General features: G+C 44.8%; 20 protein-coding genes. 10 read left to right on the top strand and 10 right to left on the bottom strand.

The window, feature by feature from the left end; all coding sequences use genetic code 11:
• Positions 1 to 61: 61 nt before the first annotated feature.
• The 3 genes from GC130_RS20135 to GC130_RS20130 form a co-directional block, all read right to left on the bottom strand.
• The gene (locus GC130_RS20135; protein ID WP_152000151.1) at positions 62 to 526 is read right to left on the bottom strand and encodes a DUF2452 domain-containing protein; all 465 of its coding nucleotides are present in this window, start codon (positions 524 to 526) and stop codon (positions 62 to 64) included.
• 7 nt (positions 527 to 533) lie between these two features.
• On the bottom strand, positions 534 to 683 hold the full coding sequence (locus GC130_RS28675; RefSeq protein ID WP_193217925.1) for a hypothetical protein: 150 nt from the start codon (positions 681 to 683) through the stop codon (positions 534 to 536).
• Between the two features lie 81 nt (positions 684 to 764).
• Complete coding sequence (locus GC130_RS20130) at positions 765 to 1,142, bottom strand: arsenate reductase family protein (RefSeq protein WP_152000150.1); 378 nt, start codon at positions 1,140 to 1,142, stop codon at positions 765 to 767.
• A 332-nt stretch (positions 1,143 to 1,474) separates the two neighbouring features.
• Between GC130_RS20130 and GC130_RS20125 the strand changes: the two genes are divergently transcribed.
• Positions 1,475 to 1,858: a DUF3127 domain-containing protein gene (locus GC130_RS20125; protein WP_152000149.1), complete on the top strand. Its 384-nt coding sequence runs from the start codon at positions 1,475 to 1,477 to the stop codon at positions 1,856 to 1,858.
• 2 nt (positions 1,859 to 1,860) lie between these two features.
• Here GC130_RS20125 and GC130_RS20120 read toward each other — a convergent pair whose 3' ends face one another.
• Positions 1,861 to 3,078 (bottom strand): DEAD/DEAH box helicase, encoded by a 1,218-nt coding sequence (locus GC130_RS20120; RefSeq protein WP_201568434.1) that lies wholly within the window; start codon positions 3,076 to 3,078, stop codon positions 1,861 to 1,863.
• Positions 3,079 to 3,198: 120 nt separating this feature from the next.
• On the opposite strand from GC130_RS20120, the gene GC130_RS20115 reads away from it, so the two are divergent.
• Positions 3,199 to 5,424 carry a DUF5916 domain-containing protein gene (locus GC130_RS20115; protein ID WP_152000148.1) on the top strand — a complete coding sequence of 742 codons (2,226 nt, stop codon included), beginning with the start codon at positions 3,199 to 3,201 and terminating at the stop codon, positions 5,422 to 5,424.
• 44 nt (positions 5,425 to 5,468) lie between these two features.
• On the opposite strand, the gene GC130_RS20110 is transcribed toward GC130_RS20115, so the two are convergent.
• The 3 genes from GC130_RS20110 to GC130_RS20100 form a co-directional block, all read right to left on the bottom strand.
• Positions 5,469 to 5,681, bottom strand: coding sequence for a hypothetical protein (locus GC130_RS20110; RefSeq protein WP_152000147.1), 213 nt, complete (start codon positions 5,679 to 5,681; stop codon positions 5,469 to 5,471).
• 241 nt (positions 5,682 to 5,922) lie between these two features.
• Positions 5,923 to 6,597, bottom strand: coding sequence for an FKBP-type peptidyl-prolyl cis-trans isomerase (locus tag GC130_RS28930; RefSeq protein WP_201568436.1), 675 nt, complete (start codon positions 6,595 to 6,597; stop codon positions 5,923 to 5,925).
• 57 nt (positions 6,598 to 6,654) lie between these two features.
• Positions 6,655 to 6,915, bottom strand: coding sequence for a hypothetical protein (locus tag GC130_RS20100; RefSeq protein ID WP_152000146.1), 261 nt, complete (start codon positions 6,913 to 6,915; stop codon positions 6,655 to 6,657).
• A gap of 305 nt (positions 6,916 to 7,220) precedes the next feature.
• Here GC130_RS20100 and GC130_RS20095 point away from each other — a divergent pair, with 305 nt between their 5' ends.
• On the top strand, positions 7,221 to 7,835 hold the full coding sequence (locus GC130_RS20095) for a DUF2911 domain-containing protein (RefSeq protein ID WP_152000145.1): 615 nt from the start codon (positions 7,221 to 7,223) through the stop codon (positions 7,833 to 7,835).
• Between the two features lie 45 nt (positions 7,836 to 7,880).
• Here the strand turns inward: GC130_RS20095 and GC130_RS20090 are convergent, their stop codons facing one another.
• Entirely contained in the window at positions 7,881 to 8,663 is a 783-nt protein-coding gene (locus GC130_RS20090; protein WP_152000144.1) for a head GIN domain-containing protein, read from the bottom strand.
• 138 nt (positions 8,664 to 8,801) lie between these two features.
• Here GC130_RS20090 and GC130_RS20085 point away from each other — a divergent pair, with 138 nt between their 5' ends.
• From GC130_RS20085 to GC130_RS20065, 5 genes are all read left to right on the top strand, one after another.
• Positions 8,802 to 9,269, top strand: a complete 468-nt coding sequence (locus tag GC130_RS20085) for a hypothetical protein (protein ID WP_152000143.1) — start codon at positions 8,802 to 8,804, stop codon at positions 9,267 to 9,269.
• A gap of 159 nt (positions 9,270 to 9,428) precedes the next feature.
• Positions 9,429 to 12,056 carry a glucosidase gene (locus tag GC130_RS20080; protein ID WP_152000142.1) on the top strand — a complete coding sequence of 876 codons (2,628 nt, stop codon included), beginning with the start codon at positions 9,429 to 9,431 and terminating at the stop codon, positions 12,054 to 12,056.
• Between the two features lie 12 nt (positions 12,057 to 12,068).
• Complete coding sequence (locus GC130_RS20075; protein ID WP_152000141.1) at positions 12,069 to 12,611, top strand: hypothetical protein; 543 nt, start codon at positions 12,069 to 12,071, stop codon at positions 12,609 to 12,611.
• Positions 12,612 to 12,731: 120 nt separating this feature from the next.
• Positions 12,732 to 13,283 (top strand): hypothetical protein, encoded by a 552-nt coding sequence (locus GC130_RS20070; RefSeq protein WP_152000140.1) that lies wholly within the window; start codon positions 12,732 to 12,734, stop codon positions 13,281 to 13,283.
• A 14-nt stretch (positions 13,284 to 13,297) separates the two neighbouring features.
• Complete coding sequence (locus GC130_RS20065; RefSeq protein ID WP_152000139.1) at positions 13,298 to 14,311, top strand: DUF6588 family protein; 1,014 nt, start codon at positions 13,298 to 13,300, stop codon at positions 14,309 to 14,311.
• A 77-nt stretch (positions 14,312 to 14,388) separates the two neighbouring features.
• Here the strand turns inward: GC130_RS20065 and GC130_RS20060 are convergent, their stop codons facing one another.
• Complete coding sequence (locus GC130_RS20060) at positions 14,389 to 15,591, bottom strand: acyltransferase family protein (RefSeq protein WP_152000138.1); 1,203 nt, start codon at positions 15,589 to 15,591, stop codon at positions 14,389 to 14,391.
• 199 nt (positions 15,592 to 15,790) lie between these two features.
• Between GC130_RS20060 and GC130_RS20055 the strand changes: the two genes are divergently transcribed.
• Entirely contained in the window at positions 15,791 to 16,291 is a 501-nt protein-coding gene (locus GC130_RS20055) for a DoxX family membrane protein (protein WP_152000137.1), read from the top strand.
• Positions 16,292 to 16,363: 72 nt separating this feature from the next.
• On the opposite strand, the gene GC130_RS20050 is transcribed toward GC130_RS20055, so the two are convergent.
• The gene (locus tag GC130_RS20050) at positions 16,364 to 17,884 is read right to left on the bottom strand and encodes a hypothetical protein (RefSeq protein WP_152000136.1); all 1,521 of its coding nucleotides are present in this window, start codon (positions 17,882 to 17,884) and stop codon (positions 16,364 to 16,366) included.
• 101 nt (positions 17,885 to 17,985) lie between these two features.
• On the opposite strand from GC130_RS20050, the gene GC130_RS28670 reads away from it, so the two are divergent.
• Positions 17,986 to 18,207 carry a hypothetical protein gene (locus GC130_RS28670; RefSeq protein WP_201568438.1) on the top strand — a complete coding sequence of 74 codons (222 nt, stop codon included), beginning with the start codon at positions 17,986 to 17,988 and terminating at the stop codon, positions 18,205 to 18,207.
• Positions 18,208 to 18,262 lie beyond the last annotated feature (55 nt).

Raw genomic sequence — 18,262 nt, 5'->3', positions numbered from 1 at the left:
AACAGGTGGAGATCAATACAACAACAAACATAAAACAGCTACCTATAACAACCGAAAAAAACTAGTCAATACGAGACTCTAATATCTCCCAGGTATGGTCACTCAAGAGCTTCACTTTTGAAATGTATTGCTGAAATGGCTGGCTTCTTCCCCACTCTGTTGGAGCAATCATCGACAGCACATCTTCCCCGTCGGCCCGGCAATACAGATAATAAATCTTCCCGATGATGGGTTCAAAACTAACGTGCGCTTTGTAAATTCGTTCCGATACTTCAACCCTGGATTGTATGTCTTTCGCCTGCCTGGCGAGCAACTGCATTTGCTCATAAATCTGACTTAGCTCCCGGTCAGTTTGCTCGTACATGGCAGCCACCGATCTGCCCTTTATTTTGCCCCGGTCTTCGGGCTTTACCAGGGCACTTCCGGCGTGATGTGGATAGGCAAGAATTCCCGGGTTGGTAGCAACTTTCTCCGCCTCCTTTTCCATATCGATCTTGCCGATATCTACCTTCTTTCCCGCTTCCATTTTCGTGCTATTTATTACCTCCCGGAGCCACTTCATTTCTAAGGTGAGACTTAGCTCCAGGGAAGGTCGTCCTCCTCGAAATGTCCCAACCGATGATGATCATAATGACCATAAACACGGCAGCTATTATCAGAAATATTTTCTTCGACTTACTCATGTCTACCTCTTGCTGTGATTAACTTCATTCCAACATCGAATGTTCAAAGTTAGTCAACTTGACAAAAAGATTCAGAAAGGTTCAAAGAAATGAGAGCTGAAGAAGGTCAGTTTCCTTTGAGATAAAATGGGCCTTGTCACCATAAATCAACACCGGGGTTTTCAGGTAATCGGGGTGCTTCACGATCAGGTCAATGTACTGCTTCGGGGTGCTCAGGTGCAGGTAGTATTCCTGGCTCTTCAACTGCTCGCACTCATGATCTACGAGGTCTTGATACCCCACCCCAAGCCTGGATGAAAGGTCAACAAGAAATGAGCGTTCCAGCACCGACGACTGCACGTCCAGCTTCACAATTTTGTCAGAAAAAACACTGATGTAGGCAAGCGCCTGCTTGTCAAGATCACGCTTGCTATTGTACACAAAAATCATCTCGCTGGATCCGCCCTCTATCATTGCCATGGTTCATGTAATTCAGACACCGAAGTTACAGGGTGGCCCTTTCATTAAACTTGATGAAGATCAGCAATGGGCCTGCAAAGGGATGACTTTAGTCAAACAATCAGAAAATGTTCACTTTCTCAAAGAGCCACAGCCCAGCGAAAATCAAAAAAAATACCACCTTAGTATCACTTGAGATACTAACACTTAAATCACTCGTTAATAAATGAATATGATAACTCTTTGTAGTCAATACTTTAATGTATGACATAATGACAAACATCATTTTTTTCAATTCAAATTGGCCTCATTCAAGATAGTGGCTACCTTTGGTGGCTAAACACAACTGACTTATGGACATCAAGGGAAAGCTTCTCGAAAAAAGTGAAACAACTAACGTAACGGCCTCTTTCAAAAAGCGTGAATTTGTTGTGGAATTTGCGGAGAACCCCCAGTATCCGGAGTACGTTAAGTTCGAGTTAATTCAAGACAAGTGTGACCTGATCAATGACTTTGAGCCGGGTCAGGAAATTGAAGTACACTTCAATTTGAAGGGTAGAAAATGGACCGACCCTAAGGGTGAAGTGAAGTACTTTAATTCCCTTCAGGCGTGGAGGATTTTGCCAGTCGGTGCCCAGGCTGCAACAGGTAGTTCTCCTTCAGGAGAGGCACCCCCGCCGGCGGAAGAACCGGAATGGCTGAGTGCCTCATCAGAGGACGACGATCTTCCGTTTTAAGGTTATCGTCTTACCTTCCTTCGGCCACCCCCGCCTCCTCCGCCTCTTTCTCTCGGAGAGCTTTTAGGGTGCTTAGCATCATACACTGGTCCCTCACCTATCGACGACGGAAGCTTCACCATGCGTATGCTCTTGCCAATAAGATTCTCTATCCGGCTGAACTTTCTCTGGTCATCCTCATTCACCAGAGTGAACGCAATGCCATCCGTTTCTGCCCTTGCTGTCCGGCCAATTCTGTGCACATAATCTTCCGGATCCTGCGGCACGTCGTAGTTGATCACAAGGTTGATATTCTCGATGTCAATCCCTCTGCTCAGCACGTCTGTGGCGATTAGAATATTGATCTCCTTGTTACGGAATTTCAATAGGCCGGACTCCCTTTCATTTTGTTCAAGATCCGAGTGAATAGACTCCACCTTTCTACCGTCTTTTCGCAGCTGTCTGTCCAGTTCTTTGACTGTAGTTTTGCGTGAACAAAATATCAAAATTCGAGGCAGCTGCCTGGCGTCCAGTATGTGGCTAAGTAGTAAATTTTTCTGCGGGTTGTAGACCGAGAAAGCAGCCTGAAAAATCTTCTCAGCTGGCTTCGAGATAGCTATGCTTATCTCCACCGGGTTGTTCAGCATTTGAGCTGTGAGCGTCCTGATCTTTGGCGGCATAGTAGCGGAGAACATCAGGTTCTGGCGTTTAGCCGGAAGCATGTTGACAATCTTTATCAGGTCATCAATAAAACCCATGTCAAGCATCCTATCTGCCTCGTCAAGGATCAGGTGGCGGAGATTGCTGAAGTCGGCGTAGTCAAAACTCATGTGCGTGATAATCCTGCCGGGCGTGGCCACAATAATATCGGCACCTTCCTGCAAGGCCTTTTTTTGTGAGTCCCAGCTCGAGCTGTCTGAGCCACCGTAAACTGCGAAGGAACTCACCCCGGCAAAGTAGCTCAGTCCATTTATCTGCTGATCGATCTGAATAGCCAGCTCCCTTGTCGGTGCCAGGATCAGCGTCTTGATCTTTCCGTCAGCATTCTTCTGGTTGTCATTAATGACGGGTATCAGGTAGGCACCCGTTTTTCCAGTTCCCGTTTGTGCGCAGGCAATGATGTCTCTTCCAGATAAAATCACAGGGATGGCTTGCTCCTGTACCGGAGTCATTTTCTCAAAACCCATCGCTTGTACAGCATCCTTGAGCTCAGGAGAAATCTCTAATTCTTTAAAATCCACTTTTGAGTCTTTACGTTTTTATTGTGCTTTCCTTTCTATCATCAAACTTTGATACCATTCATCAATTACGAAAACGAAGTGTTTGAAGCATCCTTCTATATTCGGGGTTAGGAGGACTACATGAGAGGAATTTTACTACTAACAACACTGACCATTTTTGCTTACGGTATTTCTATTCAACTAACGAAGGCACAAAATACACTTCCATCGTTACATATACAGAAGGCAAAGGGAAAAATAATTTTGGATGGTGCTCTGAATGAGGAAGATTGGGAAAGTGCGGAAGTCGCTGGAGGTTTTATGCAGTACTTCCCTTACGATACTTCTCTCGCCAATTCGCAAACTGAAATCAGGATCACTTACGACGACGAGTTTCTGTACATGGGTGCCAAAATGTACAACCAGGCGAAAGACCGAAAGTATGTGACACCTTCCTTAAGAAGAGATTACCGGGGAGAAGCCAATGATGGGATCACGCTTATTTTGGATCCATTTCAGGATAAAACCAATTCGTTTCAGTTTGGCGTAAACCCATTTGGGGTACAACGAGAAGGTCTTATTGCCAATGGCGGCTCCGGAGGCGGACAAAACCTCAGCCTGTCGTGGGATAACAAGTGGTACACGAAAGCCGTTCAGTACGAGGGCTACTGGATTGCAGAGCTGGCCATTCCATTTAAAACCATCCGGTTCAAGGAGAACTCGCAAAAGTGGAACATGAACTTCTACAGGATCGATAGCGAAAATGGTGAGCGATCAACCTGGGCACGTATACCACGAAACTTCAGCATCATCACGCTGGCATTTAACCGGGAAGTGGTTTTTGACAAACCGCTCAAAAAGCCGGGGGCCAACATCTCACTTATTCCCTTTGTAGCGGCAGCATATGAGCACGACCAGGAAGAGGGCTTGTCGCCAGCCAAATCAGCTGACTTCGGCGGAGATGCGAAAATAGGAATTGGCCCATCGCTCAACCTGGACCTGACTTTCAATCCAGATTTTTCGCAGGTGGAGGTTGATGATCAGGTAACCAACCTCGATCGTTTTGAGATATTCTATCCAGAAAAGAGGCAGTTTTTTCTTGAAAACGCCGACCTCTTTGCCGACTTCGGCACGGAGAACCTACGCCCGTTTTTCTCCCGCCGCATTGGGGTAACCAGAGACGAGAGCACCGGGCAGAACCTGCAGAATAAAATTCACGCCGGCGCCCGCCTGAGCGGCAAGATCAACAACAACTGGCGGGTGGGGCTGTTGGATATGCTGGCCGCCAAAGACGACAGACTAAGCCTTCCCTCTACCAACTACTCAGTAGCCAGCTTTCAACGCAAGCTGTTTACCCGCTCCAACGTGGGAATGATTTTCGTGAACAAAGACCCAACAGGGCCTTTGCAAGCGGCTGACGGGAGCGATAGCATCCGCACCTACAATAGGGTCTTGGGAATTGACTACAACCTCGCTTCAGCCGACAACAAATGGAACGGAAAATTCTTCGCCCACAGGTCTTTTAGCAATGAAAGCCTCGACGATGCGTTTGCACTGTCCTCAGAATTGGAATACAACATCCTGCGCTGGGAAATTTCTGCCAGAGCACAATCTATTGGGGCCAACTACAACCCCGAAACTGGCTTCGCCCGCCGGAATGGCTACAACCGCTTTTCGCAAAGCATTTGGTATAACTTTTATCCGAACTCAACCATTGTCAACAGGCATGGGCCCGGCTTCGATACCGACAATATATGGAACGGTACATATGGCACCACTGATAGGGACATCAACCTGATGTACCGGATACAGTTCAAAAACACCTCATTGTTCAATATGCGGCTCAGGCATGACTATGTGTTCTTGTATTTCTCCTTCGACCCGACCAATACAGGCGGCATTGAGCTGCCAGAAGGATCTGAGTACGGTTACTACTCGGTTATTGCCAACTATGATTCTGACGCACGGAAAAAACTGTTCTATAGCCTCAATACAAGGTCTGGCGGATATTTCAATGGGACACGAGTGAATCTAGATTCGGAAATTGGATATAGGATACAACCCTATGGGATTATTTCATTGGTCACCAATATCAACAAGCTGCGGCTGCCCTATCCTTACAACGATGCCAACCTGCTGCTGATCGGCCCAAAGTTTGATGTCACGCTAAGCAAATCATTCTTTCTGACCACCTACTTTCAATACAATAACCAGATCGATAACATTAATGTCAATGCACGGCTCCAGTGGCGCTTCAAACCTGTGTCCGACATTTTCCTCGTTTACACAGAGAATTACCTGCCAGAAACATTTTACTCACGAAACCGCTCACTAATTTTCAAAGCGACTTACTGGCTCAATCTTTAAAGCTGACAAGATTATGGTATCCAGCCCAAAAAAGCAGATGGGATTTACTGAGAAAGGCTTACCTTTTTGAGGAAGGAAGAAACAGCTTCAACCGACTGGCTGCCCACTTCCTGAAGGGTGGATTGGCTTACCAAAGGCTGATCTTGAGGAAGCTCATTTTGAAACATCACCAGAGATGAAAGATCAAGGAAGCCAGGGGTCAACAAAACAGCAAGCAGAGCCACTATCACCCCGAGGGTAATTAATGTAGTGCTCATTTTGTTTCTTGCCTGTTGCATGACTAGTTGTTATACAAAGTTGATGCCAATTATATAAAAACCTATTTTACAGATAGTTACATTTTCATTCTACTACTTAGTGACCAATAGTGTACAGTTTTTGATCACAGTATCGAACGCTTTGTATTAGTACTCTTGTAGATCGAAAAGATTACAACTTTGTATTAAAAAAATATCGAAGGTCTCGCCTAGACCCGGGAAACGGTGAAATGAAACTGGCTTATTCGATGAGTTCGACCTCGAAAACCAAAGTGGCATTGGCAGGTATCTGGCCACGGGCGATACTTCCGTAACCCAGGTTGGCTGGCACCCGGATGTAAGCCTTTGAACCCTTCTTTAGCAGCCCTATCCCTTCATCCCATCCTTTGATTACCTGACCAGCGCCAAGCACAAAGCTAAAAGGCTTGCCCCTATCGACCGAGCTGTCGAACTTTGTCCCGTCTTCAAGGTAGCCTGTATAGTGGACGGTAACTCTGTCGCCGACATTAGGCAAATCACCGGTGCCTTCTTCAAGCATCTTCACCCCGAGGCCGCTATCTCTATAGGTGTAGCCAAAATTTCTTCTTTCTATTTCCCATGCCAATAGTGCCTTCTGAAGAAAAATTATTTCCAAAGCAGATAGCTTTAACTTAGAATCAGCAGCCAGAGAAATGAGGTACTCCTCTGTGGCTTTATTGACTGATGGGATGTACTTCCCCTTCTTTCCGTTTTGAATGAGGAAGTTTGGTTGCGTTTCCGAGAATTGAACGCAAATGCCCGTGAACTTACTGTCCGTGAAACAGAAATCTGCCACATAGGCCAACTTTGATTCACACTCAGTGCACTGCGCATAGCCCTCCGATACCAACCCCAACAAAACCACCGCTACCAAAAACTTCCGACAAATGTCTTTCATATTGCTCTCTTCAAAAAGAAAGCAAAGAAGAAGCTCTTAGAAATAAAAATCAATAGTTTATCTCCTCTTCTTTTTGAAGGTGATCGGAATGAAGTCATCCGTCGGTATGCCGATGTGGGCCAAATCCCATTCAGGGTTGTATCCGCTTATGAGGCGCTTGATACATTCTACCCGATCATTCGTTGGAAATTCGCATTCTTCCCAATAAAAAATCTCGACCCTGTAGTGATACTGTTTTTTGATTCCGTTGATTCTTACTTCAACTTCGATCTCCTGCTCTTCTAAAGTGCGGGGAATCTCTATACCAATAACTGCCATATAATATGTTTCATTTGCGTCAGTTGTACATCAAAAAACATACCTGTATACTAAATTACTGACTATCAATTAATTGGTCGATTACCTCAAAATGAAAATGAACGATTTCAGGACAATAAAGTGTTCATTTTTAAAGAGTTAGTTGAAGCAGCGCTATCAATTAAAGGACAGCGTTGCCGTTTCGAGCCCGAATAAAGTCACTCGTTACAACGAATAAGTTAATAACGCCGTTAAACCCATCCCATGGTAGAATGAAGTAAGAATTTTGTTTATTTACGAACTTGAAATAATTATAATAATATCTTATGAAAACGCCAGATTCTAACCTTTTGACTAAGTTGAGCGCTATTGGATTACTTGTACTTTGCGGACTAACGTTCGCAAGTTGTTCCTCTTCCTCTAAAAGCGAATTTTCGGATTCAGAAACCGTTGTGGAAACAGAAGATGATGCCGAAGACGACAAATCGCAAAGACCGAGCCCTCCGGCATCAACAACTGCCAACGTGAGTGGAGTCAACGTAACTATCGACTACAGTGCCCCGGCCGTAAAAGGCAGAACCATTTGGGGTGAACTGGTTCCTTACGGTAAGGTGGACAGAACGGGAGCCAATGAAGCCACTGTGTTTTCAGTCGACAAGGATGTCCTGATAAATGGAGAGCCGCTGCCCGCTGGCCAATACAGCCTGTTCAGTATCCCCACAGAGACTGACTGGACACTTATTTTCAACAAAGAGGCCGAGCAATGGGGCGCCTATGACTACAAAGAGTCTGAAGATGCGCTTCGGGTTACCATCACTCCGTCCATGGTAGAAGACTTCAAAGAAAGGCTTGAATTCAAAGTTTCATCCGACGGCACAGTAAATTATCACTGGGAAAAACTTGTGTTCAGTTTTACTGTGGCACCAGCTCCGAATAGCTAAAAACAAAAATCGGGCGGTGCTACTAATTGAACCGCCCATTCTCTCTTAATTGTCATTGACAATCGACCCTGAGCCATTGTCGGTCTCATCAACAACGGCATCGCCTCGGTAAAAAATAGATCCACTGCCGGACACAACCGCTTCAAGTTCCTCGGTCACGTACACTTTGGATGACCCGCTGCCCGAGTTAACTACCTGCGCTTTTGCGGCTGCCAATTCATAAGCGTCAATACCACCCGATCCTGAACAATTCACTTTCAGGAGATCAGTTGCTCCGCTTAGCAGCACACTACCTGACCCAGAGTGAGCAACAGTAATGTTGGCAAAGTCTCCTGTAAAAGTGACTTTACCAGAGCCTGTTAGTGCCACATTTGCCTTCTCTCCCTGCCCTGCATAGGTTATCTTGCCGGAGCCCGACAACAAAACATTAACGTCATCGTCGAACGAGTCCAGCGTTGTGATGCTACCCGAACCAGTCAGGGTAATGTTTTCAAGCTCCGGTAGAGTGATAAACACCGAAAAGTCTTTGTGGTTGGAAACACAGCTTCGGGGATAGATCGTCCATTGACCATCCTCAACATCGGTACTGATGAGGTCGAGAATGTTGGGCTGCCCCTCAATCTCTACTTTCAGCGCCTCCCCTCTTTCTATGGTTACATTACCTGCCATTGTCATGTTTATTCCTGTAAACGCTTCTATGTCCACGTCTCTTCGCACAATATCACCTTTACCCTTCTCACAGGGCCCATCTACAATACTGCATCCCTGAACAGCGATGCCAAAAGCTAAAAAAGTCATCAGACTCCAATGTCTCAATACAGTTTTCATAATAGTTATTTGCGTAATTTTTATCAGTTACTCCCCTATAGTCGTTATTCAACGGAATAAGGTTGCTGGTTGCATGAATATTATTCTCGCACTATTGACTTTTTTTCATTTACATTTGCGATTCTTTTTTCAATAAGCATGACGAAAATAGCAGATTTAGCCAAGTTCAAAAGGGAGGTACTGGAACAATGCATTCAGCGCCAGGAACAGCAAATAGCCAGCTTGAAAGAAGCCATCGAGGCGGCCATTGAAAGTGCGCTGAGCGAAAGTGGCAGCTCCGAGGACAGCCAGGATTCGTTCAGAGAGCAGATGCAGCAAGAGCGAAGCATGTACAACAACAAGCTGGCAGAAAGTAGCGATCTTTTGGCAGGCCTCAAACGAATCAATCCAAATGCGGTGTTTAGTCAAATTGGCCAGGGTGCGCTGGTCGTTACTGACAAGCAGATTTTTCTGATTGCCGGAAGCATAGGCAAAATTACCTTTGACTCGCAAGATATCTTTGTCATTTCTACACAGTCTCCTATCTATGATGCGATCGCCGGACTGAAAAAAGGCGACAAATACGAATTTCGGGGACAGCATTTTGTCATTACAGACTTGACGTAATTTTGCAGGATAAAATTTTTCCGGTTTCAAACGATTGAAAACCGCCTTCGCTCCATAAAAGTATCCATAACGCTGTTTCCGCTGCCAATTTCAAAGTCAAAATTGTATATTCGGTGCCGCCTTTCATTAGGATTCACCTGGAAATTGAATGTGTAGTGTATGACTGTAGAAAAGAGAAGACTTGAAGAGTGCAGAAATGGGACTCCCTGGAAAGCATGGGGCCCTTATCTTTCGGAGAGGCAATGGGGAACGGTTCGTGAAGACTACAGTAAATACGGCTCGGCCTGGGAAAGCATACCGCACGACCACGCCAGAAGCAAAGCCTACCGATGGGGGGAAGATGGTCTTGGCGGTTTCAGCAACGAGGATCAGCGGATTTGCTTTGCATGGGCATTTTGGAATCACAAGGATCCTATTCTAAAGGAAAGGCTGTTCGGGCTGTCTGGTATCGAGGGAAATCATGGTGAAGACGTGAAGGAGCTGTACTATTATCTGGACAGCACCCCTACCCACTCCTACATGAAGATGCTTTACAAGTATCCTCAAGCAGAGTTCCCCTACAAAAGCCTGCTTGAGAAAAATCAGAAAAAGAGCAAGCTCGAAACGGAGTACGAGATCATAGATACTGGTATTTTTGACAAAGACGAGTATTTCGACATATTCCTTCATTATGCCAAGGCCGATGTTGAGGACTTCCTTTTTGAGGTTGAAATAGTTAACCGGAGCAATAAAAAAGCCCCAATCACAGTACTACCTACGTTTTGGTTTCGCAATACATGGTCGTCTGGCAAGGATAAATTCATCCCGTCGCTGGAGGAATTTGACAAGCAGCATATGTTTTTGTCCCACCATTTACTTGACGACTTCCACGTCTATTTTGATGAAGATATTGAAGAGCAGGCTTTCACAGACAACGAAACCAACAGATCGAAGCTATACGGCATTTCCAATACGGCTAAATTTTTGAAAGATGGCATCAACGACTACATCGTTGATAGGAAAAAAGAAGCCGTTAACAAAGAGAAAAGAGGCTCCAAAGCAAGTGGAATTTACACTTTTAGCATTGATGCCAACAGCAGCAAGAGGGTGCAGGTGAGACTAAGTCGAAAAAAGCTGGATAACCCATTCGGAGATTTTGATGCCGTGATGGCCCTTCGAAAAGCAGAATGCGATTCGTTTTACCGCTCCCTTCAATATAAGGTTGCTGACAAAGACTTGCGAAATATCCAGCGACAGGCCTATGCCGGTATGATGTGGAGCAAACAGTTCTATTACTATAATATTAGAGAGTGGCTTGGCGGTGACCCCGGAAGAATACCTCCACCGCAGGAACGCCGTCATGGCAGAAACCACGACTGGCAACATATGGACAGTGCCGATGTCATTTCCATGCCCGACACCTGGGAGTACCCCTGGTATGCTGCATGGGATCTTGCTTTCCATTGCATACCCATAGCGAGGCTCGATCCTGATTTCGCCAAAAATCAGCTCCTGCTGTTGCTCAAAGATGAGTACATGCATCCAAACGGGCAGATTCCCGCCTATGAGTGGAACTTCAATGATGTAAACCCGCCTGTTCATGCCTGGGCCGTTTTGAGAGTATTTAAAATGGACAGGAAAATGCAGGGGAAAGGTGATTTTGACTTCCTTCAAAAAGCCTTTAACCGCTTGTTGCTGAACTTCACCTGGTGGGTCAACCGAAAAGATGCCGACGGCAAAAACATCTTTCAGGGAGGCTTCCTTGGGCTCGATAATATCGGAGTGTTCGACCGCAACCGTCCACTTTCGGAAGGCTCTTCGCTCGAACAAGCTGATTCCACAAGCTGGATGGCAATGTTTGCCCTCAATATGCTTCGCATGTCGCTGGAACTGGCTGAAGTTTATCCCGCCTATCAGGACATGGCCAACAAGTTTTTTGAGCACTTCCTTTACATCGCCAGCGCTATGAACAGCTCCGATGATGATACGGTGAACCTCTGGGATGACGAAGACAATTTTTACTATGATGTGATGCACGTAAAAGGTCAGGATCCTCAGCAAATGAAGGTTCGTTCAATGGTGGGGCTGATTCCACTTTTTGCAGTAGAAACGCTGAGGTTGTCAACCTACGAAAAGTTGCCGGAATTCAGAGAAAGGCTGGACTTTTTCATGAAGCAACGCCCAAAGCTCGCTTCGCTGGTAGCCCGATGGGAAGATCCCGGGCGGGGAGAAAGAAGGCTGCTCTCACTTCTGCGTGGCTTCAGGATGAAGAAGATCCTGGAAAGAATGCTTGACCCCAATGAGTTTTTGTCCGACTATGGTGTCAGAGCCTTGTCGAAATACCACAAAGAAAACCCGTACGTACTTGAAATGGAGGGTGAAAAATTCATTGTTGAGTACCTTCCCGGAGAGTCCGACTCTTCATTCTTTGGAGGTAATTCCAACTGGAGAGGCCCCATCTGGTTTCCTGTCAACTACCTGATCATTGAATCGCTTTACAAGTTTCATTTCTACTACGGCGATGACTTTAAAGTCGAATACCCGGTAGAAAGCGGGGAATATGTCACTATCAAAGACCTGGCCGGGATCCTTGCAGAAAGGCTAATGAAGCCATTCCAAAGGGATGAAAATGGCAACAGGCCTGTGTTCGGGAATAACGAAAAGTTTCAAAAAGACCCGCACTTCAAAGATTATATTCTCTTTTATGAGTATTTTCATGGAGACAATGGAAGAGGTCTCGGTGCCAGTCACCAAACCGGGTGGACAGGACTTGTGGCAGACATCATTCACAAATACTACAACCCTTAAACCCTATAGAGGATGTTTTCTTTTTTTAAAAGGGAGAAAAGCAAAGAACTACCAGCGATAGTGGTATTCACCTCAAAAGTGCAGTTATACAAATGGCTGATAGCCGATGCCATGCAATCTCCATCCGCTATTTTCTATTTCTTCGAAGAAACAGGCAAGGAGTTACAAGCACTTCTTAATGCGGCAGGGGCTGAGTCGATAAAACTAATAAACTGGAAAGATGCTGATAAGAAAATGATATCGGATAAAGCGTATGTGGCCGAGCTTTATCCTTTATCAGGCCCGTACACAACCCTTATCAACAACATTGAGCAACATTCAAAGACCAACATTCAGACACTATCTCACCTTGAAAGCCCTATTTTCATGAAGATGGGAGGCGACAAACTAAAGACACTAGTCGCACGCCTTGGGATAAGGGAGGAAGAATCTATTTCTCATGCCATGGTCACACGGGCAATCAGCAACCTCCAGTCAAAATTTGATCAGAAGGTAGTTACAGAAAAAACGGCTAACTCGATAGAAGATTGGTATCAGGCTAATCTGGACGACTAGTGAGCAAAATATATATCTGGTCAAAACCACCCCAAGATTACAGAATCGAATATTTTAGTATATTCGTTTAACTATTTCCTTTTTTTAACTTTTAGGTACCGTCCTTTTAATCAGAATGTAATGAAAAGATTTTGTTGGTCATCAATCCCGTTCTTGCTTCTAATGTTTGCAAGCTGCGGCGATGCGGGAATTGGCTTCAATATTACACGGAATGTTCCCATTATCTTTAGAGTTGCTGTCCCTGGAAATGATCCCGGCGTCGAAATAAATCCTCCAGCGTTTACTCAGACTTTTCGGCTGTCCGACGTCAGCGCCTTCAAGGATGCTTTATCTGACCTGGCTGAGTCAGACGCAGTAACCGTCAATTCCGTTACTTATTCCATCACCGATGTTTCGGCTGAAGAAGAGGTGGAACTGGATGAAATAAGTCTGAGTGTAGCCTCGGAAGTCACTCAACAGCGTAGTGTTTTAGCAATCACAGGCAAACTTCAAAACACCTCAGAAAAACCTGCTGGCGTGAATGACGCTGAGGCCGGCACGATTAAACAAATCCTTACAACCTATAAGGAAGTAGACAACACGCTCACATTTGATTTCGCTGAGGTACCCACCTCCGATCTCAACTTCACTTTTACACTTTACTACAACATTACCTTAAGAGTAAGGTATTAATCACCCACTTGGTTATGAAAAAGCTAATACTATTTTTTACTCTTGTGTATGCTCCATTCTTGAGCCAATCCCAAAGCTTGGACGTCTTCATCGAGGGTGGTGTAGATGATGCAGAAGAGTTGTTGAAAAATTACTTTGAGCCCGCTTTTTTGGGTTTCGGCTATGGGCTTACCAACAACTGGGCTAATACCGCCAAACCCCACCAACCCCTGGGGTTTGATGTTACACTGTCGCTATCGGTTGCTTATGTGCCAGAAAAGGCCACTTTTTTCACGTTTAATCCAAACGACTACTCAAACGTGACGCTTGCCGATCCAAGCAAAGATCAACTGCCGACAATTTTTGGCCCCAATCTAGATGCCGATGATATTCCGGAAATCGTTTTCAATGAGGGTCAGCAAGAAAGTGAAGTGACGTTTTCAAGCCCTACAGGTCTGGGAATGGAAGAGGTTATCGGGTTCAATGCGGTTCCGGCCCCAATGATACAAGCCGGATTAGGCTTGATCAAAGAAACAGATTTGAAAATCAGAACGATACCAACTTATACCTATAAAAACGGTGATACGGAAGTGAAACTAGGCATGCTCGGTTTCGGTATTCTTCATGACATGAAGCAACACGTGCCTGCCTTCGCATTTGCACCTTTCGAACTGTCTCTTCTTGCTGGTTTCAGCAGGATTTCTGTCGAAACTACACCCGATATTAACACTCCTGGTAACGTGACCAGATTAAGCGTGAAGGGAGCTACATTACAAGTGCTCGGCAGCAAAGACTTCGTAAAAATTATCACACTGTATGGTGGAGTTGGATTGAACGGAGCATTTACAAGAGTGAGGCTCGACGGCAGCTATGAAATCGAAAGCTCGCTACAGCCACTGGTCGACCCCATTGATTTTAAGTTCAGTAATTTCAGCCCACGAGCGACAGTGGGTGTCAAACTAAACCTGGCAATCATTACTATTAATGCCGACTACACAGTTCAAAAATACAACACACTCTCAATGGGTGTCGGTGTGAGTGTTAGATAGAGGTGACTGGCAGTTACCGCTCCGCCGGTCGTACAACGCATGCAACTAGTCACCATACTCAGTTGCGAACTGGCGTGTTAAAGCTTAATGAAAATCTTCTTTTTGTAGAGAAAATAGACGGGTATAAAGCAAATAATTAGCGAATAGAACAGTGCCCAAATGAGAGAAGAGAGTTTTTCCGGAATCCCCACTGCGACCAGACCCTCAAAAAAACCGCTTCTTAATGGGATATTGGCCAATGCCAGCAATTTCAAGATCACACCATGAAGGACGTAGGCCACCACAGCGTTGGAGCCAAATATGACACCGAGCTTTGTCCAGCTCACTTTGCCCTGAACATCTACCAGCCAGACGAAAAAGGCTAGCGACATGGCTGCCAAACCAGCGGCATATAAGACATAGGAGCTGGTCCAGATGTGCTTATTGATGGGGAAAAACCAATCAAATACATTACCGGCCACAAAGGCAGAAAATCCTGCGAAAAACAACCAAATTACTTTTTTGTCTGCATCCAGCTTACTCAACAGCAACCTTCCGGCTAACATGCCAGCAATGCCAGTCCCTATCGCAGGAAACGTACTTAGAAAGCCCTCAGGATCCCAGTTTTTTTCCCACAGCCTGCCAGGCACCAGCCTGCGGTCAAGCCAGGACTCCATGTTCGTCCCTGGTTCATAGTTGCCTGCAATAAACCCTTCGCCAATCTGCTTTATTCCTTCCACTGGCACCATACCTCCACTCCGCAAAGTCTCTCCTGTGCCGAGCGCTTGCTGAATCACCTCATCGATAGGAACGGGCACAAAAGTCATTATTGCCCAATACCCAACAAGGAGACCGACTGCCCACTTTACCTGAGCTCTCCAGTCGCCGTAAAGGTACAGCAGCGAGCAGGCTAGAAAAACGATACTGATACGTTGAAGCACGCCGGGAATCCGAATGTTTGATAAGTCAAATTTTGGAAACATCCACAGAAAAATGCCAAGAGCGAATATTTTTAAAGCCCGCACAATCACTTTTTTCACCAGCTCTTTTTTACTCTTCCCCTGATCAAGCTGCCGTTCAAAAGCCAGCGCAATAGAAACACCGACGATAAACAAAAAGAAAGGAAAAACGAGGTCCGTTGGTGTAGCGCCGTGCCAAGGGCTGTGCAACAATGGTGAGTAAACATGGCTCCAAGAGCCAGGCACATTCACTATGATCATAGCCACAACGGTAAAGCCTCTCAGTGCATCAAGTGATACAAGGCGTTTTTTAGAAGTAAGCGCTTCAAGATTGCTTCCCATATTCGATTTTAGTTACAAAATATCTCAACACCTTCACCGCAGCTACTAAAAATATACCTATGCCTTTTGATAGTTGTGAGCGGCAAATTTCGGCGTCTCATCAGGCCTGACGAAAGTCATAAGCCCGAAAAATGGGTCTTTTTGATTATTTCATTAAGTTTAAGTCGGAAAAATTCAATTATCTGGCTTTAGACAATGTATGAAAAGGGTATTAGTGCAATTAGAGAGAATTGAGACAAAATGGATACAATTGCTCGATAAGTACGCTTTTGATTTTTTGAGAATCAGCATTGGGCTTATATACACTGCTTTTGGCTTGCTAAAATTCTTTCCACAGTATAGTCCTGCGGAACAGCTCGCCGAAGACACCATCTGTATCATCACATTCGATGTCCTCTCAGGGAATGCCGCATGTATTGTTCTCGCAATTATGGAAACCATGATTGGAGTGGCACTGATTATCAATTTTAAAGCCAGAGCAACCATCTTAATAACCATCTGGCACATGTGCTGCACCTTTCTCCCATTGATAATTCTTCCAAAGTACGCCTTTAACCAAGATCCGTTCAGCTTGTCAATAGTGGGACAATACATTTTCAAGAATCTGATTATTCTTTCTGCCTTGATGGTGCTTTATAAGAACCTTGGGAGCAAAGTGTCGAAATACGCTGTGCCTGACGTAACAGAAAGGAAAAATTAGACACCCAAATAATCAGCTAAAAGCCCGTGTTGTCCAGCTAGCCCCCACTTTCTTAGGCACTTGGCTAACAGGCTATTTCTTGGCAAAGTCTAGCTTCACATGTGCGTTTGTCATGAATCCCATTAAAATATCCCAAAGCTGCTCGTAAGGAACAATTTCAACTTCAGCAAAAGCATCACCCGGCTCAGGGGTAATTTTGAGCCGCTCCAAATACCGCTTGCCTTTTTTGGCTGCCATGTCGGGATTGAAGCTACACTGCACAATAATGGAGATAAGTTTAAGAAATAGTTTCTCCCTCTGACTTTCCGGGTTTTGGTTTAAGTACCTGTAAATGTAGCGCTCAGAGTTGGGCAACTTGGTCAATGCCAGATCAAGCCTGTCTTTCTTAAGAAAGTCCATAAACTCTAAAATGAGTATCGCTACCATGAATCCCTGTTTGTCTTGACTGTAGAAAGGAAGTCGTTCATAGATATCCTTAAAGCTCAGAACGTCTTCCACATTCCGATCAGGCATTATAAAATATAAATATCCCTTGTATAGCTCCCACCTTTCCTTCGACTGAGTGCTAATTTTGTCCACATAGGGGTTTCTGGTTACCTGGCTAATCACTTCATCGGCCAAAAGATAGTTCTTATTGTGAAGCGCCAGCAGTACGTAGTTCTCCATGTGAGAGAACCAGTTCCTCGAAGACCTTGATATGTGGTTCATCCCCTCCTCAGCATATTTAATGCCCTTATCGTAGTCCTTGGCCCTCAAACAAGCATAGGTGCGAGTGTAAACGTGGTGACGCATGTCAAACCTCAATGGATTTACAGCACCTTTATTCACCAAATCATAAGCCTCCTCAGTAATTGCAACAACACTGCTGTAGTCGCCTAAAAGCTCATTTGTCCACAACCGAAGCCTGTAATAGTTTTCAAAAAGTGCGTACGAGCCTCCTTTCTCCCATAATTTCCTAAGAACTTCCACCGCCTTAATGGTGGACTCCAGGTGTACTTTCCTCGAATGCACAGACTTGCCCAATTGCATCCATTTTAGATAAAAAATATCAAGCGACTCCTCCTCTAGTCGATTGATCACTTCGTATTTTTTTATCTGTCCAATGGCTTTTCTTAGGTGGTTCGGGCGAAATGACTCGGAATATATTATTCTCAACATCTTCAGACCGATCAGTGTCAGGTCAGTAAACTCTGATTCCTTGGAGATGGTCAGTGCCTTTTTTATACTTTTTTCAGCGAGTTCATATTCTCCTTCCTTGTAAAGTATCTTGGCCCTGAAAATATGACTGTGGCATTCCTGCTCAAAAGGAAAGCTAATGTTACCCCTCGAGTCATTAAAATCAGCAAAATACAAAAGGTTATTCAGCTTGGTACGCAATCTGGATTTAAGCATCCTATAGCGTTGGTCTGTGCCATTTGTGCCATACATCCCAAAAGCAGCGTCATCATCTGTCGTGTAAACACCACTTTGTATGCTATTAAACAGTTGCTGCTCTTTACCTGGGTTGTCTCCATTATTTACAACATCGATAAGAGAAACATTTTTTTTGACTCTGTTTGTTACAATTCTGACTATTTTTTTGATCTCATTCATAGTGAACACTTCAAATTTTAAGCTTCAGGAGGAATTTCACCGACTTTATACCGTAAACTACTAAATTTTTTATAGTTAGCAAATGTTACAAACTGTCGTAAATGGATAGTAGGTATTCCACCATCTTCGAGGCGTGTAATTCACTTAACTTAACCAATGAGATTATGGCACAGTATATTTTCTTCTTGATTCTTTCTCTAGGCCTCTATTTTGCTTCGCCTTCAACAACTTCATCCTCATCTACCAAAAAACCAAAGCAATCGTTGCGAATTATTAAAACAGACGATGGTGGACAGGGTGGCTGGGTCGGAGGCGGCAAATAATACATATTGCTGAAAGTTTACTTGTTAAAAAAGGGTAGGCAGAACATTTCCCTTT

The organism is Imperialibacter sp. EC-SDR9 (assembly GCF_902498805.1).
Taxonomy (GTDB): domain Bacteria; phylum Bacteroidota; class Bacteroidia; order Cytophagales; family Cyclobacteriaceae; genus Imperialibacter.
The sequence above is the reverse complement of the archived record's forward strand: the minus strand, read 5'-3'. Positions and strand labels throughout refer to the sequence as shown.